An 18345-nucleotide genomic window follows, 5' to 3' on the forward strand; every position below is an offset into this window, starting at 1 on the left:
CGGGCGCACCTGCAGGCGGTATCGCTGGAAGATTATTACCCCGCTGCCTGTGGGTATGCGGGTGTGCGAGTTCGGCAACGATTACACCATGGAACGTGCCGCCGTGCCGCCCTGCACCGTGCGTGTGCAGGTATGTGAATTTAGCAACGACAGTATAACCCTGAACGCGAGCGAGGAATAAATGGCTACTGCAATCACGCTGGCGGGCGAAAGCCTGATAGCCCGCAAACAGGCGGCAGGCGAGCCGCTGGTTATCGACAATTTTTGCTGGCGCTGGTGCCGGATTTAAACCCCGACCTGCCGGTAGACCGTACAGAAGGCAAGCCCGATGCGGGGCAGATGGTGCATACCTATGCCATTCCGGAAGAGTTCAAGGGATACGTTAACCCTAATCAGGTGGTGTACAGCCCCACAACAAACGGCTTTTACCATCCCGCCATCCACGGCAGCAGCATTCCCGCCGATGCGGTAGAAATAAGCCCCGCAGACCATGCCGCCCTGATGGCAGCGCAGGCACAGGGCAAAATCATCCGGCCCGATGAAAACGGCTATCCTGTTGCTGTTATTCCCCCCGCACCGCCTGCACCTAGCCGTGCAGAGCTGTACACCGCAAAACAGGCGGAAATACGCGACGGGGCCGAAACAATCCTGACCCGGCTAGCTACCGAATACGGCGCATTGGAACGCCAGACGTGGGATCAGCAGGCGGCAGAGGCCGAAGCCCTGCAGGCGAATCCGGACGCACCTGCACCGCTGGTTCGGGCCATTGCGGCTGCGCGAGGTATGACCGTGGCAGACCTTGGCACGCGCATACTTGCCAACCGTACAGCATGGGTGGCTGTGTCCGGTCATGTGGTGGGGCAGCGGCTGGCGTATCAGGATGCTTTAGAGGCAACCGAAAGCCTGCCTGATTCCGATGCCAAAGCAGCTATTGCCGCCATTGTGCCTGTGTATACGCTGGCACAGACGGAAAGTGGGGCTGAAAACGGGCAGGGGGCCGTATAAATGAGCGCTTGGCAGGGCACGGCATTTACGCCTTCCAGCACGGCGGCAACCATTCGCACGGGGCTGGATGGCGTACTAAGCGGCATAGGTGCCGATGTTGCCGCCACACAGGCACGGCTGGCCGCTGTAACGGGCGGTGCCTTGCCGCAGGCATCCCCGCTGGCCTCTGCTGCTGGCGGTGCCGTGGCATTGCGCAGCCGGCTGGATGCACTGGTGGCATCGGGCGGGCGCTTTGTGTGCGTGCATCCGTATGTGCACCCCGTGGGCGACAGGCGCGGGGACTATAGCTACCTGACTCCGGCAGAATGCATAACTGCACTGGCGGACAAGCTGACAGATGTGGAAGAGCCGCTCGTTTCATCAGATACGCCGGAAGCAGACAGTCTTGCCGCCGTGGTGCTGCTGTTTCATGCGCCGGATCATGCGGCGTTTGCGCGGCTGCTACAGGCGTTTAATGCGGTTTTTCCTGTAACGTCTTTGCAACTGGCACAGCGCAGATCTGCGCAGCTCGATGCGCTGGAGTCTGACAAATTCATCACCACCACGGCCCCGCGTGAGCCGCGCTGGATAGCAGCCCCACCGCATAGGCACGGCACAGTGCGCCGCATGGAAACAACTCTGGGCCCGCTGCTGGCACAGGCAGAAAGTTACAACGCAGAAAACACCACGCCGGAAGCGGAATTACACGCGCTGCTGGCAGCACGGGCCGAGCATGTGGCACGGCAGGATGCCGCATGGGCAAAGCTATGCAGCCAGCTGGCAGGCGGCAGCGGCTTGGCACGGTACCTTACGGGTGATGCGGAAAACATGGCACGCCAGCTAAAGACAGGCGGCGCACCGGCTGCGGCTTTCAAACTGTGCGCCGCAGTCTGCTGGGTGGGCGCTGCGCCGCGTGTGGCTGCTTTTAAAGAGGTTTTCGGGCTATGAGCAAATTTCTGATGCTGGACGACTATTCGCTGCCGGGCTTTGGCCTGATGGTGCAAGGCTCGTTGCAGATAAAAAATGAAGATCTTTCCGGCGAAACAAGCAGCACCAGCACCGTGAATAAAGGCGTAAAGCCAAAGGAATTTACGGTGTCGCTGCGTATCGGCTTTGACGCGGGCCAGCAGCTAAAGCAGCTTACGGCAAAGGCAGAGGCCAAAGACAACGGCGGACGCATGCGCGTGTATGCCTGTGTATGCCACGATGCCTCATGCATTACGCCCGCACGCCCTGATACAATTCCCCATACCACAACGAGTATGACCCATTCATATTCCTTGCCCAATTATATACCCGCACTTTCTATACAGTGATGCATTAAAATAATGCCCTCTCCGGACAGGCGCTCCATTTCAATCATTTACCTGTTTTCACAGAGTCCTTATTTCATTTCCAAGGCATAACGAAAAAACGCACCGCCGCTTGTACTTTAAATCACAATCAGGCAAGTCCTTTCCAAAGCTGTCCGCTTGAAATACTTTTGTCAGATTAATTTTTAGACGCAGATAAGCAGGCTCACCCAATCGCGGAGGAACGAATGGAAGAAAACCAAGCTGTTTACAGTGTTTGCGGCATGTGCAGTGTGCGTTGCCCCATCATGGTGGAAAAACGCGATAACAAAGCCGTATGGATACAGGGCAACCCGCACTCGGCGTTAAAAGGTGCGTTATGCGCCAGAGGCGCAGCGGGCATGGAACTGGAATATGACACCGAACGGCCCGTAACTCCGCTCATTCGTACCGGAGAACGCGGCGAGGGTAAGTGGCGTGAAGCATCATGGGACGAAGCACTGGACTACGTTGCTGACAACCTGAAAAAAGTCATTGCCGAACACGGCGGACGCAGCGTGCTGTGGAGTGACCGCGGCGGGCCGTTTGTTGACCTGCATCAGGCTTTTGTCCGGGGGCTGGGATCGCCCAACTATTGCAACCATGATGCTTCCTGCGCACGCAATGTCCAGCACGCGGCACAGTCTGTAATGGGGCTGGGGCGCAAGCAGGTTGCTTATGACCTGAAAAACTGCCGTCATATTATCCTGCAAACCCGTAATATTCTGGAAGCCATCAACGTGGCAGAATGTAACGGCGTCATGGATGCCCTTGATAGCGGCTGCAAACTGAGTGTTATCGATATCCGGGCATCTGTTAGCGCCAGCAAGGCAGACAACTTTTACATGGTTCGCCCCGGAACGGACTATGCCTTCACCCTTGCCGTGAACAACCAGCTGATCGCACTGGCCCTGTACAACAAAGAGTCGGGGGCTAACTACGTTCCCGACTTTGATGAGCTGGCTGCATTCGTCAAACCGTACGCACCTCGGTGGGCGGAAAAAGAAACCGGTATTTCCGCCGCGCGTATTACCGAACTGGCTCAGCAGGTTGCCGAAGCCGCCCCTGCTGTCATCTGGCACCCTGGGTGGATGGTAGCCCGCTATGACGACTCATTCTTTGTATGCCGCACCGCATATATCATTAACGCCCTGCTTGGCGCCATCGGAACCAAAGGGGGGCTGCCGCTGATAAACACCCCCGGTGATATAGGCCGCAAGGGTCTTACCAAGCTGGCCGCACTGCTTCCCAAGCCTGATGAAAAGCGTGCAGACGGAGTAGGATGGAAACATCCTCAGTTCGACGCCGGACCGGGACTGGTCAACCTTGCCTACGATGCCATTGAAACGGGTGATCCCTATCCGGTGAAAGCATACTTGTGCTTCCGCCATGACCCGCTGATGGCCATGCCGGACCCCGAAGCGCTCAAACGCAAATGGGACGGGCTTGATTTTCTCGTCAGTGTCACCTTCAGCTGGTCTGATACGGCGTGGCATTCGGACGTTGTGTTACCGCTTTCACCTTACCTTTCGCGTGAAAGCATCATCGCGGCTAAAGCCGGACTCAAGCCCCAGTTTTTTGTCCGCAAACGGGCCATGCAGCCTACACAGAATACCCGTGCCGACTGGGAAATCCTGTGTGGATTAGCCAAGCGTCTGGCAGATACGTGTCCCGGAATGGAAAAGCTGGCCTTCAACAGCATTGAAGACATCTGGAAATACCAGTTGCAGAACACAGGAGTGGAGCTGGAAGAATTTTCAGCCAAAGGTTTTGTGGAGCTGGCCGATAAACCTGTATACCGCACGCCTGAAAGCTTTCCCACCCCCAGCGGCAAGCTGGAGATGGTCAGCGGCAAGTGGTCCGGTGCAGGCATACACACCTTGAAACCTTACGAAGCACCTGCGGCCCCGCCTGAAGGAGCATACCGCATTGCCTTCGGACGGGTGGGAGTGCACACGCAGGGCCATACAGTCAACAACCCGCTGCTGCACGAACAGATGCCTGAAAATGTCGCGTGGATACATACTTCCCGTGCAGCTGCGCATGGCATCAGTAACGGTGATATGATCGAGATTGCACCGGCAGCCTCTCCGGCAACTCCTGCAGGCAGAATGAAAGCGTTCGTGACGGACTGCATCCACCCAGAAGCTCTGTTTATGGTGCACGGTTTCGGACACAGGCTGCCGGTAGAATCCCGTGCCAGAGGCTGCGGCGTTGCCGATCAGGAACTTATGCCCGGAGGACTGGACCGGTATGACCAAGCCGGTGGCGGGCTGTCGCTTCAGGAGCATTTTGTAGTCATCAGCAAAGTTGATCAGGACGGGAAGACAGCATGAGCAGATACAGACTGAAACTGAACAAAAAAAGATGCATCCATTGCAAAGCATGCGAAGTGCATTGCAAAGCAAAAAATAACACTCCCAAAGGCATCAAGCTTGGCGTGCATACTTCATCATTGCCTGAAATGGTGGACGGAGTCCCCCGCATGAAAGCCAGCTATCAATGCTGCTACCATTGCGAAAATCCGGAATGCGTTGATGTATGCCCGACAGAAGCCATGATCCGCAGGGAGTCTGACGGCATCGTGTACGTCGATCAGGAGACATGTATCGGCTGTGAAGCCTGTGTGGATGCCTGCCCGTGGCATATTCCCACATTCAATCCGGATACCGGCACTGTCCTCAAGTGTGATTTCTGTATGGACAGGGTCGATGCCGGCCTGCTTCCGGCTTGTGTCACGGCCTGCACGACGCATGCGCTGAGTTTTACAAAAAAATAGGCCTGCCTTCATACTAACTGCAAAACAGAGCTGGTTGTACCAGCTCTGTTTTTTGTGCTCTGCAAGCTGCACTGTTTGCGTCCTCAATAATCTGCAGTTCACACTCTTATCAGCTAAATTTACAGTGACAGTATATTACCTGCCAAGCATCCCGTAACATCACAACACACCAAAATGCTAAAGCAACACATCAAAAACATTTCCCACCTTGACGCAATTCGTACAAGAGGCATATACTTAAAAGATTGATTGTTTAATCAAGCAGTAAAATAATGTAACTGCGGCCAGCCCGCCTCTATTATTCACCTAAAGGACGGAAATAAAGCCCATGGATACTCTGCAATTATTCGCAGCATTTTCTCCGATTCTCTGGCTGATATTCTCACTGGTAATCCTTAAACTGCCTGCCTACAAAACGTGCAGCGCAACGCTGGTTCTCACTCTGGCGCTTGCTGTCTTCGGCTGGTGGGAAATGCCGTTGAGTACTGCCCTGCTTGCAACGCTGGAAGGAGCTGCTCTGGCATTGTGGCCTATCATGATTGTTATTGTGGCCGCAGTATTCACTTACAATCTTGCGCAAAAAACCGGCAGCATGGATGTTATCACCAAGATGCTGTCCAGCATCACTACCGATAAACGCCTGCTGGTTCTTATCGTGGCATGGGGCTTCGGGGGCTTTCTGGAAGGGGTAGCAGGGTACGGCACGGCTGTGGCAATTCCTGCCAGCATTCTTGCCGCTATGGGCTTTCAGCCTATGTTTGCCGCCATCATCTGTCTTGTGGCCAACACCGTGCCTACGGCGTTCGGCGCAATCGGTATTCCGATTATCACCATGGCAGGCGTGACCGGCCTGCCTGTAGAAACCATCAGCTACTACACAGCACTGCAACTTTCTGTATTCATCATTCTTATCACATTCCTGCTGGTAATTCTGACTGCCGGCTTCAAAGGCATCCGCGGCGTTCTGGGGGCAACTCTTATATCGGGAGTGGCATTTGCCCTGCCGCAGCTTTACACCGCCAAATACATGGGAGCAGAACTCCCCTGTCTTATCGGCAGCATATGCAGCATGCTGGCAACCATCATCTGGGCGCGTATCTTCCACCGTGATACCGCAGCTCCCGCTACCGACCCCATTCCCGCCAGCGTAAAGCTCAAGGCATGGTTACCGTACATGCTGGTTTTCGGTTTCATCATTCTGTGCAGCAACCTGTTCCCCCTGATTAAAGATACGCTGGGTATGGTAAAAACCACAGTTACCATCTACGGCGATTCGCCCTTCACCTTTAAGTGGCTGGCCACCCCCGGTACACTTATCATTCTTGCCACGTACATCGGCGGACGCATTCAGGGTGAAAGCTTCGGCTCCATTACCGGCGTGCTCTGGAATACGACAAAAAAACTGACCAACTCGGCAGTTACAGTGGTCAGCATCGTCGCGCTGGCAAAGGTCATGGCTTACAGCGGCATGATCAATACTATCGCAGTGGCCGTTGCAGACACCACGGCCTCCTATTTCCCGCTCATTTCGCCTTTGCTGGGCGCACTGGGAACCTTTGTAACTGGCAGTGACACATCGTCTAACGTACTGTTCGGTCAGTTGCAGATGGAAGTTGCAAGCCGTATCAGCATCGATCAGGCATGGATTGTTGCAGCTTCTGCCGCCGGTGCCACAGCCGGTAAAATGATCTCGCCCCAGTCCATTGCCGTTGCGACCGCTGCAACCGGCCTTGTGGGCTCCGAAGGACGCATCATGAACCGCACACTGGCGGTATGTGCTGCTTACGTACTGATACTGGGCACTCTGGTTTACGCAACCATCCCCTACATCAAGTACTTCGCAGTATAGCAGACACGCCTGTAAGTATACTTAAGCGGGTGAGGTTATTCCCTCACCCGCTTTTTTTATATCCTTCCCGTTAAGTTCACATTTTTCCACTACAATTCAAAAGGGCAAGGCCTCCATTACAATACTATAGGCACACGGTCTCGGCCCCTTGCTGCAGCTATTACCGGCACAGCTTACGTTGCCGGATATTCGCACACATGCCCCGTGCAGCTGCTAGCTTGCGGTCCTCATAGCAAGAGTTAAAGCAAACAAAAAACGCCCGACGGGCTCGTCAGGCGTTTTCTAAAAGGGTAATCAGCAAGTGGCCGCTCAGGGCCGGATGTCAGGTTGTGCGCACCGCAACATTCTGCAGGCTGCTGCGGACAACAAACAGCATTGCAAGCAGAAAAGCGTTTACAAGCGGGGCGGAACGAGTGACGAACGCAGCAAAAAAAGCAACCAGAACAGCAAGCAGCATATACTTGTCCCAGGGTTCAAACTGCCCTTGCTCAAAGTTCAGCAGCGCAGCAGGACGCGAAATGTATGTAAAACCTGCAGTCAGAAGAATCATCACAAAAAAACCGGCGCCCTGCATATCATGGAGTAAGGCGGGAAGGCCGGGAGTTTTACAGTACAAGCCCAACGCCGCAAGAAAAATTCCTGTATTCACGCCAAGCAAAAGCCTGTCCAGCATTACGCGGCGCCAGACAAGGAAAGATGTACAGATAACGGCCGTAAGAGCACCTGCGGCATACGGCACCATCCACCCGTCCGGAGAAGTGCTGCCATGCCAGCGCCACGACAGAGCAAATACCTGCACAGGCAGAAGTTCCAGCAATACCCTTAGCCATTTATCCATCTGTAGTTTCTCCAGTGCATCCGCCCTATGGCCTGATGCAATGTTTGTCCGCTCAATCAAAACGCAGCATGCGCTTCTCATTCGCATACCCGATACGATATCACAGGAAGAGAGTAAAGCGTGTGGCACCGCGTTGCGTCAAGGCGATATCAGTGCCACCAGATAAAGCAATACAAAGCGAAGATACTCCGGAGAAAATCCAAGGAGGCTGTAACATCAGCTAGTTATAGTCAGCCTGATTGCACGACTCTACAGCGCGCATCAGGGCCGCATCATCATCGCGGGAGGGCGGCCCCGCACCTTCAATAGGCAACGCCACGATAAATGCAGCACCTTCACCCGGCTTGGACTCTACAAGGATTCTGCCGCCATGGTTCTGAGTAATAATAAAGTATGAAACGGACAGCCCCAGTCCTGTTCCGCTTGTAGCTGTTTTTGTGGTGTAAAATGGTTCAAATATGTGCCTTCGCACTTGCTCTTCCATGCCGGGGCCATTATCTTTTATGATAACAACAACCCACCGTCCCATCTTGCGCATGCACAACCGGAAAACAGACGGCTTCCCTCCTGCCGAGGAGTCACTCATGGCCTCTGCGCCGTTACGGATGATGTTGAAGAACACCTGTTCAATTTCTGTCCGCACACACTGCACGGGAGGAAGATCTTCCTCAAAGTTTTTTTCAATATGTATACTTTTGAAGTCATACTTTTTTGAAAGGTCATAATCGCTGCCGGCGATGGACAGCACTTTTTCAAACAACGCCGGCAAATCACAGGAGCTACGCCCACCTTCGTTCCTTCGGGTAAAGTCCAGCATGTTCTGCACAATATCCGCAGCCCTCAAACCGGCTTCTCTGATAGATTCAACCACCCGTATAACCTGTCGCGCTTCCATATAGTTCTGAACTGCATGCAGGTCGACGTGGCAGCTTTGCGCCGCTTCCGCGTTTGCTTTCAGGGCAGGATCAAAACGTCGTTGCAGATTCTGCACACTCTGCAGCACAATACCCAACGGGTTGTTGATTTCATGTGCCATGCCAGCGGCAAGCCCCCCAACCGACATCATTTTTTCCGTCTCAATCAAAAGTTTCTGCATCCTGACCCGTTCACTGATATCCTGAATATTCACGATACGGTAAACAATACCATCCTCACCTGCCGGTACAATGACTATGTCCACCAGAACAGGAAATACCTCACCGTTCTTTCTGACGCGTTTGGACTGAACCTCAGCCCTGCCGGAATGTCTGGCCCTGCCGACAATATCTTTATAGCCACGCCATTCCTGAGGCGGGTACACGGACTGTACAGGTATTCCTTCCATCTCTTTCTGCGTATAGCCGTGCATTGCCGCGTACGCAGGGTTCACTTGCAGGATGGTATCCTTCGTATCATCGCCGACGGCTATTCCCCAGCCTGCATTGGCAAACACATGCTCCCACAACGCAAGCTTGCGTTCTTTAGCTCTGATGATGCGCCTGTTGCGCACCAATAGCACTATGGCGCCTGTCTGCAAGCCAAGTACCAGCAAGGCGACTATTATTGTATTTTGATATTGCGACCATATTGTCAGTGCGAGAAAACGCAGATCACTGCCCTCAGGCAATTCTATGCGCTCCACACCAAACCGCTCCAGCTGGCGATAATCAAAAACATACCTGTTGGCGGCATCACCCATGACAACGGGCACGGACGCGGCATCCTCGCCCTGCAACAGCCGGAGCCCAAGCGTTGCTGCCAGACGCCCCTGCTCCGTATGACTGACAACCTTTCCGCCCAGAACGCCATCCCCCATGCCATGTTCCCACAGGTGAAACAGCGGCACGTTAAGATGCGTAGTGATGAAGTTAAGAGAACCTTCAAACGTTTTCCGCTCGCCACTTTTATCAACATATGCTGAAAGTAATAGCGCCGCACTATCTGAAGATAAATGGGACAGCGCCTTTCCAAATTCATCCCAATTCATTTCCTGCAGCGAAATGACATCAAAAGAATATTGCGGATACAGCACGTGCAACTGTTTCAGGCTATGCAGATCCCCCTGACCGCTTGCCGTAGCGTCAACCAGCACGGCAATATTCGTAACTTCGGGAAACAGCAGCTGGTAAAGGTCAATCGTAGAGCGCAGCGAAACAGATTCAATGACACCTGTATAAAACGGGTGCTCGCGAAGAGACATCCCCTGAGTGACATCATTTACCCCCAGAAACACTCGCGGGATACCCGGGAAGAGGCTATCTCCATGTTTAAGCAAAAAAATAAGCGCGTTGTCGTCGGAGCAGAAAATAAGATCATACGCAGGCACTTTTTTCAGCTTCATCCTGAGCATAGTTAAAAAAGGCTTTTCAACTTCCTGAATGGAAAAACGTTTGGAGTCCATAAACTCTACGTCAAGGAGCACCCCTGCGGGGTCCAGCACCTCACGCAAGCCGGAAATCTGTTGAAAAAAAGTGGGGAAGCCCGGATGGTAAGATGAAATCAGTAGCGCACGGCTGGTTACGGTATCATCGGCAGCAGCAATCGTAAGAAGTGGACTCGTAAAAAATACAAGTTGAACGACAAACAATGCCTGAAATAAACACAAAGAAACATGCTTCCTGAATACTTGAAAGAGTAACCTTGCAGAAGCCGCCCACCGGAACCGGCTTTGTTTTATATTCATTCTAACTCCGTCGCGCATCAGTTGAAGAGTGCCTTCTCACTATTGGAATAGTATGACAGCATATGAGACATGGTTATTATATTTCTCGCAAAGCCCACACCTGCAACCCGTAATAAATAAGGCAGACATAACAACAGTTAGGTGCTAGGTTGCCACAAAAGACCCGGTACAAAACCTCTCTGCGTGCCAGATACGGCACACAGGCTTAAGCAAAATCAAGGAGCCTTCCATGGAGTTTTTTCTGGATACAGCAAATCTGGATGAAATACGTCTGGCCAAAAGCCAAGGGCTGATTGACGGCGTCACAACCAACCCGACCTTGCTTTCAAAGCAAGGCGGAGACTGGCAAAAGCTGATGCAGCAAATTTGCGATGAAGTAGACGGCCCTGTCAGCCTTGAAGTCGTAGGTCTGACTACTGAAAAGATGTTGAGCGAAGCGAAAGAACTGATCGCATATGGAGACAATGTGGTTATCAAACTCCCTATGACTGCAGATGGGCTTGCAGCCACGCGCGCCCTCTCGCAACAGGGAATCAAGACCAACGTAACACTGGTTTTTTCTGCGTTGCAGGCGCTGCTTGCCGCCAAAGCCGGAGCCACATACGTCAGCCCGTTTCTTGGCAGGCTTGACGGCATCGGCCACGAAGGCATGGAAATAGTAGGTCAAATCCGTACTATTTTTGACAACTACGACTTCCAGACAAAAATTCTGGCCGCCAGCATCCGCAACCCCATGCATGTACTGGACAGTGCGCTGGTGGGAGCAGATGTTGCCACCGTACCGTATTCGGTTCTTAAGCAACTGATGAAGCACCCGCTGACGGATTCCGGACTGGAGCAATTTCTTGCTGACTGGAAAAAGCTGACGGAATAACAGCAGCCGAACAGTGCTATGCTGTACTTTAACAAACGGTAGCCCCCTTGATGACAAATGTTGCCATCAAGGGGGCATACTTTTGACAATTCCAAGGCAACGTTACCGTTTCGGACCTTCCCTCCGCACAGAAATGCCGCACAAAAATGCCGCACAACAAGACGACAGAAAAAGAATTGGTAACGTTCGCTGTAACAAATCAGCAAAAAATAAAGTTCACACATTTCCCTGTTCACCAAGTGGCAGAGTTCGTCATGTTATCCGATAACCGTCTTACATACGCAGCAAAGCATCCTGCTGTATAAACGAAAAAAGTCCGGCTTTTTCATGGTATGAAAAAGCCGGACAAGCTATCTTACTGTTCACTTTTCTGCGGACTATTTACACACTAAGAACGACAACCTGATTTTTGCCAAGGCGCTTTGCCTGCCTTAAAGCATTGTCCGCCACTTCAGCATATCCGGTGACAAGGTCTGATGGCGTGGAAAAATGAACCACCCCGACGCTCACCGTGCAGCGTATCGTGCGTCCCTGAAAAATGAAGGGAAGATTTTCCACCTGATTACGTAACTGTTCTGCTATGGAACGTGCTTTATCAGCATCACATTCAGGCACAAACAACAGCAGTTCTTCTCCGCCGAAGCGTCCCGTCACATCGACATCCCGTGCGACCTGACGCAACAAATGAGCAATACCCAGCAACACTTCATCGCCAAAAATATGTCCATGCCTGTCATTAATGTCTTTGTAATCATCAATATCAAGCATGAGCAACGCTCCTTGCCCGCCATTCTGTCGCAACGTCAACAGTTGCTGATCCACTTCACGGAAAAATGAAACCCGATTTAACAGACCGGTCAGTCCGTCACGTTCAGCAAGGCGCTTCAGTTCCATATTTCGTCCGACCATTGCCACTGAGTATTCAGTGTACAAATTCACGGCCTTTCTGCAGGCTAGCAAAAACGGAATACCAAGCGCAAGAAAGCTTAAAGAAACCAGCCCGGCAACTCCTTGCCTGCGTTGTATTTCGCTTCTTACTTCCTTGAACTCAATATCGGCGCAAGCCAGAAACCTTCTGCCCGAAGGCGAAGCCATCGGCACAGCAACAGAACGAAATTTGCCCCACTCATCTGTATAGGATGCATACTGAATGGTATTGGTCTGCAAAGCCTTTACAAAAGCTGCGGGCGGGTTGTCGTAAGGATAAAAGAACCATGACCGCCGTTCACGGGCCTCTTCCATGGTAACAGTGGGAGAAGAAAAGTAAAAACCGTCACGAAACTGCACAAGAGTATAAACGTAGATCATGCCGGAATCAGCTGCAAACCGATTGAAGCGTTCTCTGTTGAGCAGCTCTTCGTCAATTCCGATGGAATCAGGCGCTACGGCACGATCATGAAAATCTTCTGCCAACATTTGCGGCAGGGCCATCGCGGCAACCTTCAGGCGCGAATCAAGATCACTTAAGGCTTCCGTCTCTGCTTCCTTTCCCGCCAGGTACACGAAAAAACAAACAAAAAAGATATACAAAAGTGCAGGCAAGATAAAAAGCCGGAATAACGAAGGAGGTACAGGCTGTGCACTTGCTGTAGCCCATTCATTTTCATGAACGGCAGCCCTGTCCTGAAAATGAGAAACTACGCCTGGTTGCGTTTTTTTTGTCATATTTTTAATCTTGATATCAAACCAGATCGTGCGGTTTTATTCACAAACATAAACAATCCAACGATAGACTAACACATGGTTTGTTGCGCACAACCACGTCAACATGCCTCTTTTGGCATAATAACAATTAGATACAGTACGCTTTTTATACACGAATACAAATGCTAAGCAAGGCAATTGCACAATAGCCACAGATCATACCATCACAGTCCTGCTAAGCAATATTTTTTCAACCTCTTGTAGCATCTCAGCAATCGTACTTAGTGGGCATTATTTTATATCGCATTCTTGCCTTGTTAGTTCGCACCACGAGCAAGGGCCACCTGCCGCCCCCCTGTCCTAAGGCTCTTCCCTGAAAAGCAATCAAAGGGCATATACTTTTCCTGACCTGCATCAGCAGATGAGGTCCACCCAAACTGCAATCCCTATCTCTGTAGGGCTTGAAATTTTAGGCCTGCTTCTGTGAAGCTGCGGGTTCCCGCTGCAAAAAAATTAGTTTGCCTGTTGCCTGCCCGATATGTTCGCACTAATGAACAGGGTGAGGTTCTGCCAAAACAGCGACCATGCAAACTCAGGAGAAAAACCATGTCTTATTTGCAAAACAAATCGATAATATTCATTTTTTTGCTCCTCATAGTCTTTGTAACAGGCTGCGCCACCAACCCGAACAACGCAAACAGTTCAAGGGTCAAAGTCTCCGGGCAGGTTGATGCTGCCATTGAGCACACGGACAACTAAGCCATACAGGCAAAGGGCCCGCACATGCTGTGCAGGCCCTCTCTTGACGTTTATATAATAAAATTATTCAGTTCACTATCCGGCATTGCTGCCAGTTCATCTTCTTTTCTCCGTTGCCAGTCAAACGCGGCAGCGATGTGCGCCTCACCAGCTTCGTATACCTTGTCAAACAATGGTTTGTTCATGGTCACCCATACACCGGCACTGACCTTCCAGTTCGGCACCACGTACCCGCTATCCGCAGCAAATTTGTACTTTGCTTCGGCGTAGGCAAGCCGTGCTTCGTAATCCGAATCCCATAACATACCGCCAACTAGAAAGCCGCTGTCTCTGCGGTATTTCTTCTCTTCGTTAATCATCGTCAGCAGCGTATCACGCGATACAGCCCAATCACCGGATGCCGTAGCAACGTGGTCAGTGCCGAGACGTTCTGTTTGCATGAGAATAAGTTCCGGTCTCTTCCGCGCCTGTGCCTCTGTCAAAATATCTTGCTGCGAGCTGCCGACTTTTGCGTATACCGGCATGATCAATACCCCCTCTCAACGATAAATGCGGCCCGTATTGTATTATACGAATAGTTGTTCGTGCTCTTACCTGAAAGCGACCCCACAGTGACAGCCTGTTCTGTATCCGTTCTGCGTATCCATCCACGCCAAGCTGTACCGTCCAAGGTATAAAACACATTGAAATCGGTCATGCCAGTTACATCCAGTTCGCGTATCTGCGAAGCATCTACCGGCATAATAAACGGAGTGTTTATTGAATAATTAGTTCCCGTAGCAAGCGTACCGCCTGCATTAAGAGGCACTACACATCTTTTACCCGATGCATAGCAATGTACCTCTGTAATTGCTCCGCCGTATTTTTCCACCCATCCAAGGTAGACACGCCGTATCGGGCTGTCTGTGCCGTCATAATGGATGACCTCGGACGGATTGTATAAATCTCCCGCTGTAAGAGCGGTTACTTGAATATCTGTAAGAGTCCACCCATAAGAAGCCCCGATTGTTCCTGCTGTGGCTTTAAGGCGAACAGAAGCATTACCCTCCATGGCTTTAAAACAACCGGAAAGCACATTATGGGCATATGTAGCCGCGCCGACCTTTACCCACCCCCCGTCAACCAGCTGCTCAATGTCCGCTGCCGCAGGAGCACTGCCCACATACGACTGTGCTGCTTTTGCAACGATGGATTTAATGCCGCCCTTCGAGTCCGGCAAAGTGTATTCCACCCACTGCCCGATAACTCCCGTTCCACTTCCGGAGTTTGACCCCCAATACGTTGCAAGGTCGCCATCCACCGAAAAGCCGATTGTACGACCGGCATTCTCAGACAAAGCAGCAACAGGCACGGGATATGCTGACAACTTTCGGGTATCAACCTGTGGTGTATCACTCGAGTAGCCCGCCGCGGCAAAGCTGCCATCTGCATTCATGTTAACGGCTATATGGTATGTGCCGTCTGCAGCCGCAGAAAGGTCAACAGCCTGCATGGATTCCGACACATCAGAGGCCGCAACACGGCCTTCATCCGCATACGCAACCTGCACCCCTGTCGGTATTGCAACATGTCCCGCGGGCACATCATCAAACGTAATATTCAACTTGCCGAAAACTACATACGAAGAACTGGTATCCTGAATTTTCGTTATACGCATACGCAGCACCTTGCACCTGAAAGAAGCAGAAAGCGGCACCGCCTCTTCAGTCTGCTGCGCAGCAGGAACTAACCCTGTAATGTTTTCAACAACCACACCATCGGCGATCAATTGAAAATCTCCGGGAAATTTTGACAACCAGTCCGTGCTCAGACGCGGCATTATGCTAATGGCACTGACAGAGCGCTCTACGCCAAAGTCGATTTCAACGAACTCGTCACCCACGCCACCTACAAAAGAACCAGACACACTCGCCCAGCAATCAGCAGAATTAACGGCTGTCCCGTTAAGCAACTTCCATGCGGGAGTATCAGCACTGAACTTTGAACTCTCCCGAACAACCATGCCGCCACACCAGTGAGCAGAAAAAAGAGGTAGCTCCGAAGCAAGGAGACTCATAACCGGAGCATCACAAAAAGCCGGCTCCCATCCGTCAGGCAGCATCCCAAGCGGGGCTTTGATGATTGACTGCGCAATATACCTTCTGGAAGCCTGCAACAGCGTACTGCCCAGCGGGATATCGCCGGGCCCTGCTCCGGTCTTTGGCCCCAGCGACCACCCCCCGTCAGCCCCCACTTGCAACAAACGCTCTGCACTCGCGGCATCCGGAGTCGGCATTATTATTGTTTCTGCAGCCTGCTGCGCGGCTGCGGCCGAATCCTGCGCAACATTTTTTGCCGTTTCAGCAGCCTGAGCACTTGCGGCACATTTTACTGAAGCTTCCCCGATTCCCTCCAGCAAAGCAGCAGGGTCCTGCCCCGAAGTCATCCCCACACGTACACATCGGTCCAAAGACTCACGAACCTGTTGATTAAGCAGCGTCAACTTATCGAACGCTTTTTCCAGCAGTTCCGCATCCAGCACGCCCGTGTTACGCAAATCCATATCCTGTGTCGGGGCTATATCCAGAAAAATTGTCAGCTTATCACCCTGTGCGACATCACAGAAGCACGTTCCCCCTGCAGCCCCCTGTACAGCCTGCACAGTAAAATCTGCACCATAGACAAGGCGCACATCCGTACCGTCTGCACCGGTTTTAAACGCCCCCACCTCGTGCGGAGCAAAAAAGGGAAACGGAACAGGCCACTCCCGTTGCTGTCCGTCACCGGTATAAGTTTGTACAATGCCCCCCATTGAAACAGTCATATTGCCTCCAGTTATATTTGCTGTTTCTCCAAGCGCACAGTGATAGCACATTGGCCCGTCCTGCAATTTCGCTGGCGGCGCTCTCTCTTACGGACAAGTGGACACACAAAAGGAAAAGCGCCCTGAATTCAGGGCGCTCTCATGAGTTATGACAGGAATAATGTTTTGTGACGGTGCAAGGAACAAAGCAAAGCCGGTTCGCCAGTAACAAGAACCAAATGCCGACAGCAAAAAAGCGGCAACGTATGACTACAAACCCAGTACGTTATACACAGCCCGCATATCAACACTGGCACGAACCACATCGGCCAATCTATCCAGCGCGCTGTCGATACTATACGGTGCAAGCACGCGTCCCGCAGGTTGCATACCTGCTTTTACCCGTAAATCGTCCAGAAAAGCCCTGCGAAACTCATCCGCGTCAAACACACCATGCAGATAGGTTCCCCATACTTTTCCCGACGGGCTGGCAATGCCCAGTGCGGCATCACCGTCACCGCGTATGAAAGTAGTGACGTCCCCGGTTGCCACCGTTTTGCCATGATGAATTTCATACCCGTGCACGGCACTGCCAGAGGGTACATGTACACCTGAGGTGCGGGACAATGTTTTTTCCGTTCCAATCACAGTGTCTACAGGTAAAAGCCCCAACCCTTCGCATCTGCCGGAGTCAGACTCCACTGCGTCAGGATCTGCCAGTTTTTCCCCCAGCATCTGGAAACCGCCGCAGATGCCCACCACACTGCATCCTTGCTGCACCAAACGGAAAAGAGCATCAGCAAGTCCGTTCCGCCGCAGGGTTGCAAGATCGCCCAGCGTATTCTTACTGCCGGGCAAAATCACTGCATGTGGCTGACCATACGCAAGTAGAGCCTCCACAGAATCGACAACCCGCAGGCAAACGTCCGGCTCGGCCTTCAGCGCGTCTACATCGGTAAAATTTGATATATGCGGCAGATCAATAACAACGATGTGGAGCAGCTCGTCCTTCTCCTTGCCAGCGCCGGCATATCCGGCCTGCCCCCGCAGCGCTTCCTTGAATGTCACGGAATCTTCTTCCGGCAATCCGAGCTGCCCGACGTAGGGTACAACGCCGAAAAACGATACACCGGTCCTTGCGGTGACGTATTCCAGAGCAGGGTCAAGCAAAGAGGCATCACCCCGGAATCGATTAAGCAGAAAACCGGCAACTAGATTCCGTTCCCACGGGTCGAGCAACTCCCATGTGCCCACCAGAGAAGCAAAAACGCCCCCGCGGTCAATATCCCCTGTAATCAGCACCTTGGCCTGCGCATAGTTTGCCATCTGCATGTTCACAATATCATGCTGTTTCAGATTGATTTCCGCGGGACTGCCTGCCCCTTCCAGCACGACTATATCGTGCTCTGCTGCCAGCGAATCATAGGCTTTACGCGCCTGCTCAAAAGCTTTTGCTTTGTACTGCACATATTCACGCACCCGCATATTGCCAACCGGCCTGCCCATAACGACAACCTGCGATCCCGTGTCAGAATTTGGCTTCAGCAACACAGGGTTCGTACGGACATCCGGCTCCAGACGGCAGGCGGCAGCCTGCACAGCCTGCGCACGGCCTATTTCCAGACCGTCAGGAGTGACATACGAATTAAGCGCCATGTTCTGTGATTTAAATGGCGCGACTGAAAGACCATCCTGCAGAAAGATGCGGCAGAAGGCAGCGGCAAGTACACTTTTGCCGGCATTGGAACTGGTGCCCTGCAACATCAGGGCAGGCTTTGCTTTTCTGCCTGCGCCAGCATACATCGGGTGGGAAAAATGCATTGTGCTCATACAAAGCAGATAG

At 52.3% G+C, this 18345-nt stretch carries 14 protein-coding genes and 1 pseudogene; 9 read left to right on the forward strand and 6 right to left on the reverse strand.

What is annotated here, in order from left to right; all coding sequences use genetic code 11:
- The 7 genes and pseudogenes from ACK5LI_RS08275 to ACK5LI_RS08305 form a co-directional block, all read left to right on the forward strand.
- Positions 1-181 (forward strand): annotated as a pseudogene (locus tag ACK5LI_RS08275) (phage tail protein); the annotation flags it as partial.
- A gap of 95 nt (positions 182-276) precedes the next feature.
- On the forward strand, positions 277-1005 hold the full coding sequence (locus ACK5LI_RS08280; protein WP_416948114.1) for a hypothetical protein: 729 nt from the start codon (positions 277-279) through the stop codon (positions 1003-1005).
- Positions 1006-1932: a hypothetical protein gene (locus ACK5LI_RS08285; RefSeq protein WP_416948116.1), complete on the forward strand. Its 927-nt coding sequence runs from the start codon at positions 1006-1008 to the stop codon at positions 1930-1932. It abuts the gene before it with no gap.
- The gene (locus tag ACK5LI_RS08290; protein ID WP_416948118.1) at positions 1929-2300 is read left to right on the forward strand and encodes a hypothetical protein; all 372 of its coding nucleotides are present in this window, start codon (positions 1929-1931) and stop codon (positions 2298-2300) included. The genes ACK5LI_RS08285 and ACK5LI_RS08290 overlap by 4 nt, the downstream gene beginning before the upstream one ends.
- A gap of 224 nt (positions 2301-2524) precedes the next feature.
- Positions 2525-4651, forward strand: coding sequence for a molybdopterin-dependent oxidoreductase (locus ACK5LI_RS08295; RefSeq protein WP_416948121.1), 2127 nt, complete (start codon positions 2525-2527; stop codon positions 4649-4651).
- Entirely contained in the window at positions 4648-5094 is a 447-nt protein-coding gene (locus ACK5LI_RS08300; protein ID WP_416948123.1) for a 4Fe-4S dicluster domain-containing protein, read from the forward strand. The genes ACK5LI_RS08295 and ACK5LI_RS08300 overlap by 4 nt, the downstream gene beginning before the upstream one ends.
- 328 nt (positions 5095-5422) lie before the next feature.
- Complete coding sequence (locus ACK5LI_RS08305; RefSeq protein WP_416948125.1) at positions 5423-6943, forward strand: L-lactate permease; 1521 nt, start codon at positions 5423-5425, stop codon at positions 6941-6943.
- Between the two features lie 322 nt (positions 6944-7265).
- Here the strand turns inward: ACK5LI_RS08305 and ACK5LI_RS08310 are convergent, their stop codons facing one another.
- Together ACK5LI_RS08310 and ACK5LI_RS08315 are read right to left on the reverse strand one after the other, a co-directional pair.
- Positions 7266-7781, reverse strand: coding sequence for a hypothetical protein (locus ACK5LI_RS08310; RefSeq protein ID WP_416948127.1), 516 nt, complete (start codon positions 7779-7781; stop codon positions 7266-7268).
- 220 nt (positions 7782-8001) lie between these two features.
- Positions 8002-10443, reverse strand: a complete 2442-nt coding sequence (locus tag ACK5LI_RS08315) for an ATP-binding protein (protein ID WP_416948129.1) — start codon at positions 10441-10443, stop codon at positions 8002-8004.
- Positions 10444-10672: 229 nt separating this feature from the next.
- Here ACK5LI_RS08315 and fsa point away from each other — a divergent pair, with 229 nt between their 5' ends.
- Entirely contained in the window at positions 10673-11317 is a 645-nt protein-coding gene (gene fsa / locus ACK5LI_RS08320) for a fructose-6-phosphate aldolase (RefSeq protein ID WP_416948131.1), read from the forward strand.
- Between the two features lie 381 nt (positions 11318-11698).
- Here fsa and ACK5LI_RS08325 read toward each other — a convergent pair whose 3' ends face one another.
- Positions 11699-12982, reverse strand: a complete 1284-nt coding sequence (locus ACK5LI_RS08325; RefSeq protein WP_416948133.1) for a GGDEF domain-containing protein — start codon at positions 12980-12982, stop codon at positions 11699-11701.
- A gap of 585 nt (positions 12983-13567) precedes the next feature.
- Between ACK5LI_RS08325 and ACK5LI_RS08330 the strand changes: the two genes are divergently transcribed.
- Positions 13568-13720 carry a hypothetical protein gene (locus ACK5LI_RS08330; protein ID WP_416948135.1) on the forward strand — a complete coding sequence of 51 codons (153 nt, stop codon included), beginning with the start codon at positions 13568-13570 and terminating at the stop codon, positions 13718-13720.
- 50 nt (positions 13721-13770) lie between these two features.
- Here the strand turns inward: ACK5LI_RS08330 and ACK5LI_RS08335 are convergent, their stop codons facing one another.
- From ACK5LI_RS08335 to ACK5LI_RS08345, 3 genes are all read right to left on the reverse strand, one after another.
- Positions 13771-14244, reverse strand: coding sequence for a DUF4376 domain-containing protein (locus ACK5LI_RS08335; protein ID WP_416948137.1), 474 nt, complete (start codon positions 14242-14244; stop codon positions 13771-13773).
- Positions 14245-14246: 2 nt separating this feature from the next.
- Positions 14247-16523 (reverse strand): hypothetical protein, encoded by a 2277-nt coding sequence (locus tag ACK5LI_RS08340; RefSeq protein WP_416948139.1) that lies wholly within the window; start codon positions 16521-16523, stop codon positions 14247-14249.
- A 249-nt stretch (positions 16524-16772) separates the two neighbouring features.
- Positions 16773-18323 carry a cobyric acid synthase gene (locus ACK5LI_RS08345; protein WP_416948141.1) on the reverse strand — a complete coding sequence of 517 codons (1551 nt, stop codon included), beginning with the start codon at positions 18321-18323 and terminating at the stop codon, positions 16773-16775.
- Positions 18324-18345 lie beyond the last annotated feature (22 nt).

It is taken from the genome of Oleidesulfovibrio sp., from assembly GCF_047973035.1.
GTDB lineage: Bacteria > Desulfobacterota > Desulfovibrionia > Desulfovibrionales > Desulfovibrionaceae > Oleidesulfovibrio.